This window comes from Kitasatospora sp. NPDC127035 (assembly GCF_042726075.1).
GTDB lineage: Bacteria > Actinomycetota > Actinomycetes > Streptomycetales > Streptomycetaceae > Kitasatospora.
In genome coordinates, this window is sequence record NZ_JBHXDN010000061.1 from 23952 (window position 1) to 39537 (window position 15586).

Annotated in this window: 14 protein-coding genes and 1 pseudogene; 3 read left to right on the forward strand and 12 right to left on the reverse strand. The window is 75.4% G+C overall.

Features of this window, described 5'->3' with window-relative positions; translation table 11 throughout:
• Window positions 1–32 precede the first annotated feature (32 nt).
• The gene (groES, locus tag ACFWIC_RS31485; protein WP_014136232.1) at window positions 33–338 is read right to left on the reverse strand and encodes a co-chaperone GroES; all 306 of its coding nucleotides are present in this window, start codon (window positions 336–338) and stop codon (window positions 33–35) included.
• 309 nt (window positions 339–647) lie between these two features.
• Between groES and ACFWIC_RS31490 the strand changes: the two genes are divergently transcribed.
• Window positions 648–1847, forward strand: a complete 1200-nt coding sequence (locus ACFWIC_RS31490) for a methyltransferase domain-containing protein (RefSeq protein WP_380520601.1) — start codon at window positions 648–650, stop codon at window positions 1845–1847.
• On the opposite strand, the gene ACFWIC_RS31495 is transcribed toward ACFWIC_RS31490, so the two are convergent.
• The 5 genes and pseudogenes from ACFWIC_RS31495 to tsaB form a co-directional block, all read right to left on the reverse strand.
• Window positions 1823–2779: a polysaccharide deacetylase family protein gene (locus tag ACFWIC_RS31495; protein ID WP_380520602.1), complete on the reverse strand. Its 957-nt coding sequence runs from the start codon at window positions 2777–2779 to the stop codon at window positions 1823–1825. The two genes, ACFWIC_RS31490 and ACFWIC_RS31495, sit on opposite strands and share 25 nt — an antisense overlap.
• 126 nt (window positions 2780–2905) lie before the next feature.
• The gene (locus ACFWIC_RS31500; RefSeq protein ID WP_380359882.1) at window positions 2906–3169 is read right to left on the reverse strand and encodes a hypothetical protein; all 264 of its coding nucleotides are present in this window, start codon (window positions 3167–3169) and stop codon (window positions 2906–2908) included.
• Window positions 3166–4272 carry a tRNA (adenosine(37)-N6)-threonylcarbamoyltransferase complex transferase subunit TsaD gene (tsaD, locus tag ACFWIC_RS31505; protein ID WP_329885361.1) on the reverse strand — a complete coding sequence of 369 codons (1107 nt, stop codon included), beginning with the start codon at window positions 4270–4272 and terminating at the stop codon, window positions 3166–3168. The genes ACFWIC_RS31500 and tsaD overlap by 4 nt, the downstream gene beginning before the upstream one ends.
• A 226-nt stretch (window positions 4273–4498) precedes the next feature.
• Window positions 4499–4939 (reverse strand): annotated as a pseudogene (rimI, locus tag ACFWIC_RS31510) (ribosomal protein S18-alanine N-acetyltransferase); the annotation flags it as partial.
• Between the two features lie 74 nt (window positions 4940–5013).
• Window positions 5014–5670, reverse strand: coding sequence for a tRNA (adenosine(37)-N6)-threonylcarbamoyltransferase complex dimerization subunit type 1 TsaB (tsaB, locus tag ACFWIC_RS31515; protein WP_329885362.1), 657 nt, complete (start codon window positions 5668–5670; stop codon window positions 5014–5016).
• A 220-nt stretch (window positions 5671–5890) separates the two neighbouring features.
• Here tsaB and ACFWIC_RS31520 point away from each other — a divergent pair, with 220 nt between their 5' ends.
• Window positions 5891–6472 (forward strand): hypothetical protein, encoded by a 582-nt coding sequence (locus tag ACFWIC_RS31520; RefSeq protein ID WP_380359888.1) that lies wholly within the window; start codon window positions 5891–5893, stop codon window positions 6470–6472.
• Between the two features lie 80 nt (window positions 6473–6552).
• On the opposite strand, the gene ACFWIC_RS31525 is transcribed toward ACFWIC_RS31520, so the two are convergent.
• Entirely contained in the window at window positions 6553–6810 is a 258-nt protein-coding gene (locus ACFWIC_RS31525; RefSeq protein ID WP_329885363.1) for a hypothetical protein, read from the reverse strand.
• A gap of 141 nt (window positions 6811–6951) precedes the next feature.
• The gene (tsaE, locus tag ACFWIC_RS31530) at window positions 6952–7449 is read right to left on the reverse strand and encodes a tRNA (adenosine(37)-N6)-threonylcarbamoyltransferase complex ATPase subunit type 1 TsaE (RefSeq protein WP_329950404.1); all 498 of its coding nucleotides are present in this window, start codon (window positions 7447–7449) and stop codon (window positions 6952–6954) included.
• A 295-nt stretch (window positions 7450–7744) separates the two neighbouring features.
• Here tsaE and ACFWIC_RS31535 point away from each other — a divergent pair, with 295 nt between their 5' ends.
• The gene (locus tag ACFWIC_RS31535) at window positions 7745–8989 is read left to right on the forward strand and encodes a hypothetical protein (protein ID WP_380520603.1); all 1245 of its coding nucleotides are present in this window, start codon (window positions 7745–7747) and stop codon (window positions 8987–8989) included.
• Between the two features lie 99 nt (window positions 8990–9088).
• Here ACFWIC_RS31535 and ACFWIC_RS31540 read toward each other — a convergent pair whose 3' ends face one another.
• The 4 genes from ACFWIC_RS31540 to glmS form a co-directional block, all read right to left on the reverse strand.
• The gene (locus tag ACFWIC_RS31540) at window positions 9089–10339 is read right to left on the reverse strand and encodes an alpha/beta fold hydrolase (RefSeq protein WP_380520604.1); all 1251 of its coding nucleotides are present in this window, start codon (window positions 10337–10339) and stop codon (window positions 9089–9091) included.
• On the reverse strand, window positions 10336–11532 hold the full coding sequence (alr, locus tag ACFWIC_RS31545) for an alanine racemase (RefSeq protein WP_329950401.1): 1197 nt from the start codon (window positions 11530–11532) through the stop codon (window positions 10336–10338). The genes ACFWIC_RS31540 and alr overlap by 4 nt, the downstream gene beginning before the upstream one ends.
• Window positions 11533–11898: 366 nt before the next feature.
• Window positions 11899–13458, reverse strand: coding sequence for an NAD(P)H-hydrate dehydratase (locus ACFWIC_RS31550; protein WP_380520605.1), 1560 nt, complete (start codon window positions 13456–13458; stop codon window positions 11899–11901).
• Between the two features lie 247 nt (window positions 13459–13705).
• Window positions 13706–15562 (reverse strand): glutamine--fructose-6-phosphate transaminase (isomerizing), encoded by a 1857-nt coding sequence (gene glmS / locus ACFWIC_RS31555; protein WP_380359704.1) that lies wholly within the window; start codon window positions 15560–15562, stop codon window positions 13706–13708.
• Window positions 15563–15586: the final 24 nt, after the last annotated feature.

The window sequence follows — 15586 nt, forward strand, 5'->3', positions numbered from 1 at the left end:
GCGGGTCGGGACGTCTTACTTCTCGGTGCTGCTTACTTCTCGATGATGGCGAGAACGTCGCGCGCCGAGAGGACGAGGTACTCCTCGCCCTGGTACTTCACCTCGGTGCCGCCGTACTTCGAGTACAGGACGATGTCACCGACGGCGACGTCGAGCGGCAGACGCTGGCCGTCCTCGAAGCGACCCGGGCCGACAGCCAGGACGACGCCCTCCTGGGGCTTCTCCTTGGCCGTGTCCGGGATAACCAGGCCGGAGGCCGTGGTGGTCTCGGCGTCGAGCGGCTGGACCACGATGCGGTCCTCGAGCGGCTTGATGGCAACCTTGCTGCTGGTGGTCACGTCCGAGCTCCCCTTCGGAGATTACGGGGCTTACTAACGGGTAGGGGCGAACCTGCGGATCTGCCGTCGCGGGGGTCAGAAACGCCTCTTCGCGTTAGCACTCCCCCCGTGGAGAGTGCTAGGCATGACCATAGGCCGCGGTTAGCACTCAGTCAACCAGAGTGCCAACGGCGCGCCCCCGGACCCCGGGATACGGGCGAGTAGCCGCACTCGCGTTCGGGTCGTTCCCCCGACCGCACACGCGTCCCGTGATCGAGACCTCCGGACGCACCGGCCCGTCCCGGCGCACCGACCGGGGAGAATGGGCCCGTGGAGACCGACAACCTGCAGCCCCTGCTGACCGACCGGGGCCAGGCCCTGCTCGCCGAACTGCGCGAGTTCGCGCCGGAGGAGGAGCTGGCGCTGGCCACCCGGCTGCGCAGGGAGCACCCCGCCGAGCTGGTGTCCGCCGCCTTCGGGCAGGCCCGGCTCCGGCAGCGGGCGCGGGCCAAGTTCGGTGCGGACGCCGATCTCATGTACTTCACGCCCGACGGCGTCGAGCAGTCCACCCGGCGCAGCGTCGCCGAGTGGCGGGCCCACCGCTTCGCGGACCTCGGCGTGCGGCGGCTGGCCGACCTCTGCTGCGGGGTCGGCGGCGACGTGCTGGCACTGGCCCGGGCGGGGATCGAGGTCCTCGCCGTCGACCGGGACCCGGCCGCCTGCGCGGCCACTGCGGCCAACGCGGCCGCGCTGGGCCTGACCGACCTGGTCGAGGTGCGCTGCGCGGACGTCGCCGACATCGACGTCACCGGCTACGACGCGGTCTTCACCGACCCGGCCCGGCGCACCGCGCGCGGCCGGGTCTTCGACCCCGAGGCGTACGCCCCGCCGCTCTCCTGGGCGATCGGGGCCGGCCGGCGCACCCCGATCGGCGCGCTCAAGGTGGCACCGGGCATCCCGCACGAGGCGGTGCCGGCCGACGCCGAGGCCGAGTGGGTCTCCGACCACGGCGACGTCAAGGAGGCGGTGCTCTGGTTCGGCACCGGGGCCGCCGGCCCGCACCGCGCCACCCTGCTCCCCGGCCGGACGAGCCTGACCGGCGGCGACCTGCCCGACCCGCAGGCCGGCCCGGTCGGCCGCTACCTGTACGAGCCGGACGGCGCGGTGATCCGGGCCCACCTGGTCGCCGAGGTGGCCGGGCAGGTGAACGGCCGGCTGATCGACCCGAAGATCGCCTACGTCACCTCGGACGAGCTGGTCGCCACCCCGTACGCGCACGCCTTCGAGCTGACCGACGTGCTGCCGTTCCACATCAAGAAGCTGAAGGCGCTGCTGCGCGAGCGGGGCGTCGGCACGGTGGTGATCAAGAAGCGCGGAATGGCGATCACCCCGGAGGAGCTGCGCCGCCAGCTGAAGCCGTCAGGCCCGAACTCCGTCACGGTGATCCTCAGCCGGACCGACAACGGGCCGCTGATGATGCTCGGACAGCCCGTCCGGGCCGACGCTCAGGCGGCGGGCGACTCGATGTAGTCCTCCAGCCGGGCCACCGCGAAGCCCTGCTCCTGGATCCGGGCCAGCATCTCGCCGAACATCTGCGTCATCGTCTCGCCCTTGAGGTCCTTCGGGCCCCGGAAGTGGGCCAGGACGATGTCACCGGGCCGGAGCTTCTTGTCCGCCGCCTGGTACTGCATGTCGTGGATCTGCATCGACTCCCGCCAGAGCACGACGGCCCTCGGTCCGCACTGCTGCACCGCGTCGTTGAGCGCCGCCGTGTGGGCGCCGTCGCCGTACGGCGGCCGGAAGAGCAGCGGGGCGGTGCCGTACTGCTGGGTGAAGGCGGTCTGGGCGTCGCAGATCTCGGACCGCTGTCTCTCCGGCGTGACCTTGCTCAACTGGGCGTGGCCCACGGTGTGGTTGTGGACGTGGTTGCCGAGCGCCTGGAGCCGCTTAAAGTAGCCGTAGTCGTCCTTGACGACGTCGCGGGTCAGGAACATCGAGACGGGCACCTTGAGGTCGGTCAGCATCTCGACGAACCGCGGGTCCTTCTCGGCGCCGTCGTCGATGGTGACGAAGACGACCTTGTCGGTGGTCCGCACCTCGCTGAACACCGGGACGGGCCCGCTCCGCCGGAGCTTCACCGGCTTGTCGGCCGGCGCCGGCGGCGCGGGCGGCAGCGGCTTGAGGTTCCACTTGGCCCAGGCGGCCGGATCCCCGGCGGCGGGAACGGGGGCGGGGGCCGGCGGCGGCGTCACGGGCTGCTGCGGCGCGGCCGAGGAGGCGGCGGCGCCCCGGTCGGCCGGGGTGGAGACCGCCGCGGCGGGCGGGCCGCCGGTCCCGCCGCCGCTGCCGCACCCGGAGACGGCGGTGAGCAGCGCCATCGCCCCCACCGCGTACGTCGTCGTCCTGCCCCGCCCGTGCCTCTTCACCGCGCCGTGCTCCCCGGTCCCGTCCAGCGATCTCATCGCCTTGCACGGTAACGGTCACGTGTTCGGTTCCCGGTCGGGCCTTCGAGCAGCCGATCGGCGGGGGTGGAGGCGGGTCGGGCGGCGGGGTCGGACGGCGCGGGGTCGGACGGCGCGGGGCGGGGGCTACTCCACGTGCTCGCTGGTGAAGGACCACCGGTGGACCGGACGGCCCAGCAGCCCGGCGGGCGGCTCGACCACCGGCACCGGCTCGCCGGTCCACCAGGTGATCAGCAGCACGCGCTCGCCCGGAGCGGCGAACAGCTCGGTGCGGACCAGCCCGGCCGTACCGCGCAGCGCGGGCAACGCGACCTCGCGCACCCAGGCGGAGAGCTCGGCGGCGCGTCCGTCGGCCGCCCGGGCCTCCCACATCGCGGCGGTGGTGGTCACTTCTGCTGCCCGGTCAGCGCGTCGTACGCCTGGCCGTGGACGTCGCCGTGCACGGCTGCGGCGTCCGGCACGTGGACCTCGGTGACCGGCAGCGAGGAGTCGGCCGACAGGGCGAGGGAGGACGGCGCGCGGTTGCGCCAGACCATCTCGGCGCCGAGCGCGGCGACCATCGCGCCGTTGTCGGTGCACAGGCCCGGCCGCGGCACCCGCAGCCGGATACCGGCCTTGTCGCAGCGCTGCTGGGCCATCTCGCGCAGCCGCGAGTTCGCCGCCACGCCGCCGCCGATCATCAGGTGGTCGACGCCGCTGTCCTTGCACGCCTTGACCGCCTTGCGGGTCAGCACGTCGGTGACGGCCTCCTGGAAGGACGCCGCGACGTCCGCGACCGGCACCTCCTCCCCGGCCCGGCGCTTCGCCTCGACCCAGCGGGCGACGGCGGTCTTCAGCCCGGAGAAGGAGAAGTCGTACTCCGGGTCCCTGGGGCCGGTCAGGCCGCGCGGGAAGGCGATCGCCCCGGGGTCACCCTCGCGGGCCCTGCGGTCCACCACCGGGCCGCCGGGGAAGCCCAGTCCGAGCACCCGGGCGACCTTGTCGAAGGCCTCGCCTGCCGCGTCGTCGATGGTCGCGCCGAGCGGGCGGACGTCACTGGTGATGTCCGCGCTGAGCAGCAGCGAGGAGTGCCCGCCGGAGACCAGCAGGGCCATCGTCGGCGACGGCAGCCGGCCGTGCTCCAGCTGGTCCACGCAGATGTGCGAGGCGAGGTGGTTGACCCCGTAGAGCGGCTTGTCGAGGGCCCACGCGTACGCCTTGGCGGCGCTCACGCCGACCAGCAGCGCGCCCGCCAGGCCCGGGCCGGCCGTGACGGCGATGCCGTCCAGGTCGCCGGCCTTGACGCCGGCGGTCTCCAGGGCGCGCTCGATGGTCGGGACCATCGCCTCCAGGTGCGCGCGGCTGGCGATCTCGGGGACGACGCCGCCGAACCGGGCGTGGTCGTTGACGCTGGAGGCGACCGCGTCGGCGAGCAGGGTGGTGCCGCGCACGATGCCGACGCCGGTCTCGTCGCAGGAGGTCTCGATACCGAGGACGAGCGGTTCGTCAGCCATGGCGGGTGTCCTTCTTCACATCCGGTCGCGGGAGGTCCGCGGATTCGTCGAGGCCGTCGGGGCCCTCAGGGCCGTCGGGGTCGTCGGGGGCGTCGCCGTCGGGAAGCTCGTCCCCCTCGGGCGCGTCGCCGTCGTCGAGGTCGGCCGGGTCGTCGGGGGCGTCGCCGTCGGGAAGCTCGTCCCCCTCGGGCGCGTCGCCGTCGTCGAGGTCGGCCGGGTCGTCGCGGTCGGCGAGGTCGAGGCGCATCACCAGGGCGTCGACGTTGGCGGGCTGGTAGTAGCCGCGCCGGATGCCGACCGGTTCGAAGCCGAAGCGCTCGTACAGCCGCTGGGCGCGCGGGTTGTCCACCCGGACCTCCAGCAGCAGCTCGACGCACCCGCGTCGGACCGCCTCCCGGACCAGGTCGGTGAGCAGGGCCGTACCGAGGCCGGTCCCCTGCCGGCGCCCGTCGACGGCGATGGTCTGCACGTCGCCCTCGCCGGCCACCGCCATCAGTCCGGCGTAACCGACGACGGCGCCGTCCGGGGTGGCGGCGACGGTGTAGTGGCGGGTGCCGCCGGGGTGGGTCTCGGCCAGCTCGGACCAGTACATCCCGGTGGACCAGGCGTCCTCGGGGAAGAGCTCCAGCTCCAGCTCCATCACCGGGGCGATGTCCCACCAGCGCATCGGGCGCAGGGTGACGGCCCCGGGGGCGTCCGCGGCCGGGACGGCCGGAGCGGGGCCGGTGGTACTCGGGCCGGTCACGCCGGGAGCACCGCCTTGTAGCCGGCCGGCACCTGCGCGTCCGGCCGGCGCAGGTAGAGCGGGGCGTTCGGCAGCAGCTCGCGGCCGGCGGCCAGCTCGGCGACGGCGAAGTCGGCGAGCGCACCGGCCGAGACGTGCTCGGGTCCCTGCGCGCCGGGGAAGGCGTCCGGGTAGAGCAGCGCACCGGCGCCGACGGACCGCGGCAGCGGGGTCAGCTCGGCCGGGCGGTCCACCGCCGGGCCCTCGGTACGGCGGCCCTCGGCGTCGTACGAGGCCCAGTAGACCTCCTTGCGGCGCGCGTCGGTGGCGACCGTGAACGGTTCGCCCGCCAGCCCCTCGGCGCGGGCCCGGTGGGCGATCGCGTCCAGGGTGCAGACGCCGTGCACCGGGAGGCCGAGCGCGTGCCCGAGCGCGGCGGCGGTCACCAGACCGACCCGCAGCCCGGTGTACGGGCCCGGGCCGACGCCCACGGCGATGCCGGTCAGCCGGTGCTTGTCGACACCGGCCGCCCGCAGTACCTGGTCGATGGTGGGCAGCAGGAGTTCGCCGTGACGTCTGGCGTCGACCTGGTCGGTCTGGGCGAGGACCGCGGTGCCGTCGTGGACGGCGGCGGTGACGGCGGGGGTAGCGGTGTCGAACGCGAGCAGCAGCACGGGTCAAGGTTAGACCGGTCGGCGGGTGACCGGTCGGGCCGCCCGCCCCGGGGCGCCGCCCCCGCCGCGCCGCGGTCATCTGCTCCGATCATCTGCTCCGCCCGATCGAAAACCCGCACCGGTCCGGAACACACGTCCGGCACGATGCGGACCGGCCGGACGAACCTGGCACGATGGGGCCGACGGTTTTGGGACGGCGGTGGGAGCACACGTGGCGAAGATGGGTCCTGGAGTGGTGGTCACGGGGCTGACCCTGGGGGCCCTGGCAGTGGTGAGCCTGCTGGCCTTCCAGGCCAACGGCGCGCAGGACCGGGCGGTCGCCGCCGGTCCGAGCACGAGCGTCACGGCCTCGTCCAGCGGGCCGGTCGCCTCGGCCACCCCGACCGCCTCGCCCACACCGACCGTCCCGGCGCTGCCCACCACCGGCGCGGGCACCGGGCTGCGGGTCGTCTACTCGGTCAGCGGCCACTACGTCTGGCTGGTCGACCCGAAGAAGACCCCCCAGCTGGTGGCCGCCTTCCCGGTCACCCCGGGCACGGTCGAGCCGACCCCCGGCAGCTACCTGGTCTACAGCCGGACCCCGACCACCACCGGCACCGACGGCCGGCAGATCGAGCACGTGGTGCGCTTCGCCCAGCAGAACGGCGTGGTGTTCGGCTTCAGCGCGGCCGTCGACGGCGCCACCGGCACGCCGACCGCCGACCCGAAGGCCAAGACCGGCGGCATCCGCAGCGGCCGGCAGGAGGGTCAGCTGCTCTGGGACTTCGCCCCCAAGGACACCAAGGTGGTCGTGATCGCCTGACCGTCCCCCCACCGGACCGCACGAGGTCCGCGGCGCGGGATCGGCCCCCGGCCGGGTGCGGCCCCCGTCAGGGGTCCGGCCTACGCGGCGGCGCGACGGGTGTGGTGCGCGCCGGTGTCCGCCCGCACGACGGCGTCCGAGGGATCCGCGGGTTCCGGGGCTTCCGCCGCGTCCGTGGTGACCGCGGCGGTACGCCGCCGGGGCGGGGTGGAGACGGCCTCCGCCGCGGCGCAGGACGCCAGCAGGGCCCGCATCGGCTCCCCGGGGGCTCGGCGGGCGGGCTCTCCGGCCCCGGCACCGCGCGGCGCGCGCTCCGGGACGGGGGTGGTGCTCGACATGGCGCCTCCCTAGTTAGGCACACCTAACCGCAGCACCCATCCCACCACGCCCGGGACCTCGCCCGCAACATCTTCCCGACAGGCTGTCGGCAAGCCCGTGCGGACCGGGCCCTCTCTTCCGCAGGAGAGGGCCCGGCCCCTTCAGGCCAGCGCGGACAGCTCCACCGCGTCCCAGCGTCCGCCGATCCCGGTCAGCACCACCTGGCGCGGGTCCAGGTCGTCCGCCTCCGCGCCGGCGCCGATCGCCCGCTCGATCCGGACCTCCAGCCGGTTCTCGGAGAGCCGCTCGACCTTGCCCTCGCCCCACTCGACCACCACCACCGACTCGGGCAGCGAGACGTCCAGGTCGAGGTCCTCCATCTCGTCCAGGTCCCCGCCCAGCCGGTACGCGTCCACGTGCACCAGTGCCGGGCCGCCCACCAGCGACGGGTGCACCCGGGCGATCACGAAGGTCGGCGAGGTGACGGCTCCGCGCACCCCGAGCCCCTCGCCCAGCCCCCGGGTCAGCGTGGTCTTCCCGGCCCCCAGCTCGCCCGAGAGCAGCACCAGGTCCCCCGGCCGCAGGAGTGCGGCCAGCTCCCGGCCGAGCCGGCCCATCCGCTCGGGAGTGGCGACGGTGAGAGTGGCGTGCGAGCCCATGCGCGAATCAAGCCCTTCGGTCCGTACGGCGGCGCACCGACCGTCGGGCGCCCCCGCTACCGTGCCACATCCCCGGCCGCACCCGTGGCCGCACCCGGTCTGTCCCGATGTGATCATCTTTGCCGCCGACAGGTCGCCGGCACCGGGCCCGCCGTCGGTGACCCGCTCCCGGGAGGCTTCCCGCGAACCGCTACCGTCTGCTTCCGAACCGTCCTCCGGACCGCCGACGCCCCCGTCCGCCGTCCGGGTCCCCGCCTCCGGGCCCGCCGGCCCGGTCTCCCGATGAGGTCCACCGATGAAGCTCCGTCGCGGTCTCGCGATACCCGCCGTCGCCGCCCTGGCCTCGGCCTCCGTCATCGCCGCCGCCCCCGCCGCTCAGGCCGCCCCGGCGGCGGGCACCGCCGCCGTCGCCGCCGCACGGGCCGCCTCCGGCCCGCAGGCGCCGCCGGTGCTGACCTTCAAGAACTTCCCGGCCCGGGTCGTCGCGGGCGCCCCGGCCGTCGCCTTCGCCGCCGAGGTCGCCAACACGTCCGGACGCGACATGATCATCGAGCCGATGATGGTGTTCGGCTCGGAGCACGGCAAGCTGACCACGGGCCAGATCAAGCTCCAGTTCCAGGACGTCGACACCCACGCCTGGCGGGACGCCACACCGTCGACCGCCGGGCTGCGCGCCCCGGTGCTCGACCTCGGCGAGCTGCTCTACCTGCCGAACGGCGACTCGCTCACCTTCCAGTTCAAGCTGGCCCTGACCGCCGACGCGGTCGCGGACGACGCCGTCGCCCAGCTGTCGATGTTCTTCGACGACCCGGACGAGGACCCCGCCGAGGGACCGAGCTGGGCCTTCGGGCCCAAGGGCGCCTTCGTCATCGGCACCGGCGAGGGGACGGCAAGCCCGTCCACCTCCGCAAGCCCGTCCACCTCCGCCGGCCCGTCGGCCACGGCCACCGCCACCGGCACGCCGACCGGTACGCCGTCGGCCACGGCCACCGCCACCGGCACGCCGACCGGTACGCCGTCGGCCACGGCAACCCCGTCGACCACGGCCACGGCCTCGCCGAGTGCCACGGCCACCCCGACCGGTACGCCGTCGGCCACCGCGACCGCCACCGCGACCGCGACGAGCACCGCGACCCCGACGGCCACCACGAAGCCGACCGCCACGGGCAGCCCGAGCCCCACGGCCGGCGCCACGGCGTCCGCCTCCGCCTCCCCGTCGGCCACCACCGGCGCCACCCCGACCGCCACCACCGGCGCCCCCGCGCCCGCCACCACCACCGGCGGCGCCGCGCAGATCACCCTCCCCGACGCCGCCGCCTTCCAGCAGGCCGCGGCCGCCCAGCCCCGGCCCACCGCCGAGGCGGTCGCCAAGGCCAAGGCGAAGGCCGCCGGCCGCCCGTCCGGCGGCAGCAACCTGGCCACCACCGGCGGTGGCGGCGACGACACCTCCGCCCTCGCGGTGGTCGGCGGTGCGGTGCTGGCCGCCGGCATCGGCACGCTCGTCGTGCTGCGCCGCCGCAAGGGCGGCGCGGACGCCTGACACCCGGCCCCGCACCCACCACGAACCGGTGGCCCGGCCCCTGCGGACAGGGGCCGGGCCACCGGCGTTCCGGCCGCCCGGCGGCGGGCCGGGCGGCGGCTACGCCGGCTCGCGCAACGAGGCCGGGAGCGGGGCCGCACCCCGGTAGGCGGCGGCCCGCTCCAGCAGGGTGACCAGCCACTGGTTGACGAGGTCCGGCCGCTCCAGCATCACCAGGTGCCCGGCGTCCTCGACCAGGACCAGCTCCGCGCCGGGCAGCTGGCCGGCCATGACCTCACCGTGGCCGGGCGGGGTCAGCAGGTCCTTCGTGCCGGTCAGCACCAGGGTGGGAACGCCGCGCAGGGCACCCAGCGCCTCGGTCTTCTCGTGCGCGGCGAAGACCGGGTAGAACTCCGCCACCACGTCGATCGGCGTCGCGTCCAGCAGCTGCTCGGCGAACCGGACCACCCCGGGGTCGACGTCCTTCCCCCCGAAGGAGAAACGCCGGTAGAACACGGCGCTGACGTCGGCCCCCAGCCGGCGGCTCGCCTCGACCAGGTCGACCTGACGGCCGAGCAGCTTCACCATGCCGGGCGCGACCCGCTTGAACAGCTTCGCCCCCACCGCGGGCAGGCCGAGGGTCACCGCGTCCCAGTTCCCCGCCAGGGTGCCGATCAGCCCGACCCCGGCGACCCGCTCACGGAACAGCTCCGGGTGCTGGTCGGCCAGCGCCATCACCGTCATGCCGCCCATCGAATGGCCGACCAGGACCAGCGGACCGGTGGGCGCGACGGCGTCGAGCACGGCCTTGAGGTCGCCGCCCAGCTGGTCGATGCTGGCCGGCTCACCCGCCAGGTAGGAGCGGGACCGCTCCGAGCGCCCGTGGCTGCGCTGGTCCCAGAAGACCAGCCGCAGACCGGCGCGGAGCGCGGCGCGCTGGAAGTGCCAGCTGTCCTGGCTGAGGCAGTAGCCGTGGCAGAAGACCACGGTCAGCGGCTCCGGACCGGAGTCCGGACCGGTGTTCCCAGCGGCGTCCGCGCCGGCGTCCGGCCAGCCGGTGCCGTCCACCTCCACGTACAGCTCGGTGCCGTCGGTGGCGGCCACCGTCCGGGGGCGACCGCGCAGCGAGCCGTACGCGGCCTTGGCGTCCAGCTCCGCGCGGGCCCGGCGGCGCATCGCCCGGCCGACCGTCAGACGCTCTATCGCCACGCCGGCCGCGGCGCCCGCCGCGAGCACGCCGACCGAGATCCCGATCAGGCCGGCCCGGCTCACCCCGGAGGCCGCACCGGACGCGGCACCCGCCACCTCCGCGGCCTTCCCGGCCGCCTTGGCCACCGTCGCGACCGGGTCCGTGCCGGGCTGCCCGCTCATCCGAGCGGCTCCCCGTCCAGCCCGCCGACGTAGCGGCGCGGCACCCGGGAGCCGATCCGGGTCACGATCTCGTAGGAGATGGTGCCGCAGGCGCGGCCCCAGTCCTCGGCGGTCGGCTCGCCCCGGTCGCCGTTGCCGAACAGCAGCACCTCGTCGCCGACCGGCGGGGTGTCGCCGCCGAGGTCGACGACGAACTGGTCCATCGCCACCCGGCCGGCCACCGTCCGCCACTTGCCGTCGATCTGCACCGGGCCGGTGCCGCTCGCGTGCCGGGGGACGCCGTCGCCGTAGCCGACCGGGACGAGGCCCAGCGTGGTCGGACCGGGGGTCGTGTAGTGGTGGCCGTAGCTGACGCCGTGCCCGCCGGGGACGTGCTTCACCAGGGCGAGCCGGGCGCTCAGCGACATCACCGGGCGGAGGCCGAAGTCGGCCGGCGAGCCGACCTCGGGGACGGGCGACAACCCGTACATCGCCAGGCCGGTGCGGACCATGTCGAAGTGCGACTGCGGGAGCAGCAGGGTGGCGGGCGAATTGGCCAGGTGGCGGACCTCCGGCCGCAGCCCGGCCGCCTCGGCGGTGACCAGCGCGGCGCGGTAGGCGTCCAGCTGGGCCTGGATCGACGGGTGGCCGGGCTCGTCGGCGGCCGCGAAGTGCGACCAGACGCCGACCACGGTGAGCAGGCCGTCCAGCTCGGCGCGGCGGGCGGCGGCGACCAGGTCGGGCCAGTCGTGCGGCTGGCAGCCGTTGCGGCCCAGGCCGGTGTCGGCCTTCAGGTGCACCCGGGCCGGCAGCCCGGTGCCGCGGACGGCGGCGAGCAGCTCGTCCAGCGCCCACCGGCCGCTGACCGAGATGTCGATGTCGGCGAGCAGCGCCTCACGCCACGGGCCGCCGGGGGTCCAGAGCCAGCACAGGACGCGGGCCTGGTCGGGGCGGATGCCGGCGGCGCGCAGGGCGAGCGCCTCCTCCGGCGTCGCGGTGCCCAGCCAGCCGACCCCTGCGGCGACCGCCTCCCGGGCGCACCGGACCGCGCCGTGGCCGTAGGCGTCCGCCTTGACCGCGGCCATCACCGCGGCGCCTCCGACGCGCTCGCGCAGCGCGTCGAGGTTGCCGCGCAGGGCGGCCAGATCGATGGTCGCCTCGGCCCGCGCTCCTTCGGTGAGGGTGGCCGTAGCGATCGTGTTCGCAGTTGTCATCAGGGTCAGTCTCCCAGACGTCCCAGGGTCCTCGCCGAACGGCCCGTCGGCACGCCGCCCCGGGGCGCCGCCGCCGAGCGGCCCGCACAACCCGCCGTCCCTTACCGGACGCCCACGAATCACCCGCCGGTTCCTTCCCCCCTCCCCCCACCCGCCCCGACCGTCCCGGCCTCCCCGGCCCCTCGGGCCCCGCAGCGGACGAGGAGCAGGCCGATCGGCCAGGAGAGGGCGACGACCGCAGTCCGCGCACCGGACGTCGGACGGGCCGACTTCTCGTGCGCGCCCGGCGAGCCGAGGGCGGGGGGCACAGGGGCCGACGGGCGCCCGGGCAGCTCGACGGAGCCGGTCGGTACGTTCCGGCGCGCGTCAGCCCCCGGAGGCCACAGCGGCCGCAGAACTTTCAGAGCCCTCAGAGCCCTCTGAGCCCTCGGCCGACCGGACGTCGCGCCAGGCGGCGGGGAGGGCTGCCGCCACCTGGAGGGCGGTGACGGGCGCCCCGGGACTACCGGCCGCGCGGCGGGCGGCGAGGCCGTGCAGGTACGCGGCCACCGAGGCGGCGTCCAGCGGGGAGAGCCCGGTGGCCAGCAGCGAACCGGCCAGGCCCGCCAGCACGTCGCCGCTGCCGGCCGTCGCCAGCCAGGAGCTGCCGGTCGGGTTCACCCGCACCGCGCCGCCCGGGTCGGCGATCACCGTCGTCGAGCCCTTCAGCAGCACCGTCGCCCGGTAGGCGGCGGCGAGCCGGCGGGCCGTGGCCAGCCGGGTGGCGGCCAGCTCGTCGGCGGCCGGCGGCCTGGCCTCACCGCCCGCGGCACCCGCCGCCTCACCCGCGCCCGCCAGCAGGCGGGCCGCCTCGCCCGTGTGCGGGGTCAGCAGCGTGGGCGCCGTCCGCCCGGCGAGCGCCTGCGGCCCGAGGCGGGCCAGTTCGGTCAGCCCGTCCGCGTCCACCAGCACCGGGACGTCGCTCGCCAGCGCCTCCGTGAGCGCCCGCTCCGCCCCCTCGCCGCCGCCCGGTCCGACCACCCAGGCCTGCACCCGCCCCGCCCCGGCCGGCCCGCCCTCGGTGACCAGCGCCTCCGGGAACCGCCGCACCACCTCCTCGGCCGCCGTCCCCACGTACCGCACCGCACCGGCGCCACCGCTCTGCGCCCCGGCCACCGCGAGCAGCGCGGCCCCGGGGTACCGCGACGAGCCGGCCGCCACCCCGACCACGCCGCGCCGGTACTTGTCGCTCTCCGCCCCCGGCACCGGCAGCAGCGCGGCCACGTCGGCGTGCTGCGGGGCCGCCACCGCGGCCGGCGGCAGCTCCAGCCCGATCCCCACCAGCTGCACCACCCCCGCGTACGAGGCGCCCGGATCGATCAGCAGCCCCGGCTTGTACGTGCCGAAGCAGACCGTCACGTCCGCCCGGAGCGCCACGCCCGCCACCTCGCCGGTGTCGGCGTCCACCCCGCTCGGCACGTCCACGGCCACCACCACCCCGTCCCGGCCGGCGCGGGCGTACGGCTGCGCCTCCGGCCGCAGGCCGCCCCGCCCGCCGATGCCGACGATGCCGTCCAGCACCAGGTCCGCGCGCGAGAAGTCGGCCAGGCCGACCTCCTGCTCCGGCACCACCCGCCCGCCGGCCGACCGGAGAGCCGCGAGGCCCCCTGCGTGGGCCCGCTCGGGTGCGAGCAGCACCGCCGCCACCCGCGCGCCGCGCCGGGCCAGCGCCGCGCCCGCGTACAGGGCGTCGCCCCCGTTGTCCCCGCTGCCCGCCAGGACCACCACCCGGCTGCCGTAGACCCGGCCCCGACGGCGGGTCAGCAGCCGGGCGCAGGTCACGGCGAGGCCGGCGGCGGCCCGCTGCATCAGGGTGCCCTCCGGCAGCGCGGCCATCAGTTCGGCCTCGGCGGCCCGGACCTGGTCGACGCGGTGAGCACTGCGCATGAGGGGTTCCCCCGGTCTTCGGCGACGGACGACGGATAGGGACGACGGCTACCGCCGACGCTACGCGACCGGCCTCCCCCGCAGGGCCCGAGGCCGTGCGGCACGCTTCGGCACGACACCCGCTCCGGTCCCCCACCGGCCGACCCCGCGCCGCCGGAGCGGCCCGGCAGGCCCGGACAGCAGGGCGCCCCCGCGGTGGAACGCAGCCACCGCGGGGGCACCGGACGGGAAGGGCCGGACGACCCGACTACTCGACCGTCACCGACTTCGCCAGGTTGCGGGGCTGGTCGACCTCGTGGCCCTTGGCCGTGGCCAGCTCGCAGGCGAAGACCTGCAGCGGCACGGTGGAGACCAGCGGCTGCAGCAGGGTCGGCGTGACCGGGATGCGGATCAGGTGGTCCGCGTACGGGACGACCGCCTCGTCGCCCTCCTCGGCGATGACGATCGTACGGGCGCCCCGGGCCCGGATCTCCTGGATGTTGGAGACGATCTTGTCGTGCAGGATCGACCGCCCGCGCGGCGACGGCACGACCACCACGACCGGCAGGCCCTCCTCGATCAGCGCGATCGGCCCGTGCTTCAGCTCGCCGGCCGCGAAGCCCTCGGCGTGCATGTAGGCGAGCTCCTTGAGCTTGAGCGCGCCCTCCAGGGCCACCGGGAAGCCGACGTGCCGGCCGAGGAACAGGACCGAGCGCGCGTCGGCCAGCGAGCGGGCCAGCTCGCGCACCGGCTCCATGGTCTGCAGGACCTGCTCGACCTGGCGCGGGGCGTCGCCGAGCTCCTTGATGACGGCGTGGATCTCGTCGCCCCACTTGGTGCCGCGCACCTGGCCGAGGTACAGCGCGACCAGGTAGCAGGCCACCAGCTGGGTCAGGAACGCCTTGGTGGAGGCGACGGCGACCTCGGGCCCGGCGTGGGTGTACAGCACCGCGTCCGACTCGCGCGGGATGGTGGAGCCGTTGGTGTTGCAGATCGCCAGCACCTTGGCGCCCTGCTCGCGCGCGTGCCGCAGCGCCATCAGGGTGTCCATGGTCTCGCCGGACTGCGAGATCGCGATGACCAGCGTGCCCGGGCCCATGATCGGGTCGCGGTAGCGGAACTCGGACGCGACCTCCACCTCGCAGGGGATCCGGGTCCAGTGCTCGATCGCGTACTTGGCGATCATGCCCGCGTGGAAGGCGGTGCCGCAGGCGACGATGACGACCTTGTCGACCGACCGCAGGTCGGCGTCGGAGATCCGCAGCTCGTCGAGGGTGAGCCGGCCGTCGGTGCCGATCCGGCCGAGGAGGGTGTCGGCGACGGCCTTCGGCTGCTCGGCGATCTCCTTGAGCATGAAGTAGTCGTAGCCGCCCTTCTCGGCGGCCGAGGCGTCCCAGTCGACGTGGTACTCGCGCACGTCGGCCGGGGTGCCGTCGAAGTTGGTGACCGTCACCGCGTCGCGGCGCAGCTCCACGACCTGGTCCTGGCCCAGCTCGATCGCCTCGCGGGTGTGCGCGATGAACGCCGCGACGTCGGAGGCGAGGAAGTTCTCGCCCTCGCCGCGCCCGACCACCAGCGGCGAGTTGCGGCGCGCGCCGACCACGACGTCCGGCGCGTCCGCGTGCACGGCGACGAGGGTGAAGGCGCCGTCGAGACGGCGGCAGACCGCCCGCATCGCCTCGGCCAGGTCACCGTCGTACAGCTCGCCGAGCAGGTGGGCGACGACCTCGGTGTCGGTCTCCGAGCGCAGTGTGTGGCCGCGCTCGGTCAGCTCGGCCCGGAGCTGGGCGAAGTTCTCGATGATGCCGTTGTGGACCACGGCCACCCGGGCGGCGTCGTCCAGGTGGGGGTGGGCGTTGGCGTCGGTCGGGCCGCCGTGGGTGGCCCAACGGGTGTGACCGATGCCGGTGGTTCCGCCGGGAAGAGGGGTCTCGGCGAGTGACTTCTCCAGGTTGGCGAGCTTTCCGGCCCGCTTGTCGGTGGCAAGGCTCCACTGCCCGTCGGAGCCCTGCACCTGCACCGCGACACCGGCGGAGTCGTAACCCCGGTACTCCAGTCGCTGCAGGCCTGCGATTACTACGTCAAGGGCGGGCTGGGAGCCCACGTATCCAACAATTCCGCACATGCGTGCCAGCATAAGGGCGCTCCG

Excerpts from the sequence above, each read along its gene's own strand:
- ACFWIC_RS31495 (WP_380520602.1), bottom strand. The coding sequence starts at position 2,779 with ATGAGATCGCTGGACGGGACCGGGGAGCACGGCGCGGTGAAGAGGCAC.
- tsaD (WP_329885361.1), bottom strand. The coding sequence starts at position 4,272 with ATGGCTGACGAACCGCTCGTCCTCGGTATCGAGACCTCCTGCGACGAG.
- ACFWIC_RS31520 (WP_380359888.1), top strand. The coding sequence starts at position 5,891 with ATGGGTCCTGGAGTGGTGGTCACGGGGCTGACCCTGGGGGCCCTGGCA.
- ACFWIC_RS31525 (WP_329885363.1), bottom strand. The coding sequence starts at position 6,810 with ATGTCGAGCACCACCCCCGTCCCGGAGCGCGCGCCGCGCGGTGCCGGG.
- tsaE (WP_329950404.1), bottom strand. The coding sequence starts at position 7,449 with ATGGGCTCGCACGCCACTCTCACCGTCGCCACTCCCGAGCGGATGGGC.
- ACFWIC_RS31535 (WP_380520603.1), top strand. The coding sequence starts at position 7,745 with ATGAAGCTCCGTCGCGGTCTCGCGATACCCGCCGTCGCCGCCCTGGCC.
- ACFWIC_RS31540 (WP_380520604.1), bottom strand. The coding sequence starts at position 10,339 with ATGAGCGGGCAGCCCGGCACGGACCCGGTCGCGACGGTGGCCAAGGCG.
- alr (WP_329950401.1), bottom strand. The coding sequence starts at position 11,532 with ATGACAACTGCGAACACGATCGCTACGGCCACCCTCACCGAAGGAGCG.
- ACFWIC_RS31550 (WP_380520605.1), bottom strand. The coding sequence starts at position 13,458 with ATGCGCAGTGCTCACCGCGTCGACCAGGTCCGGGCCGCCGAGGCCGAA.
- glmS (WP_380359704.1), bottom strand. The coding sequence starts at position 15,562 with ATGTGCGGAATTGTTGGATACGTGGGCTCCCAGCCCGCCCTTGACGTA.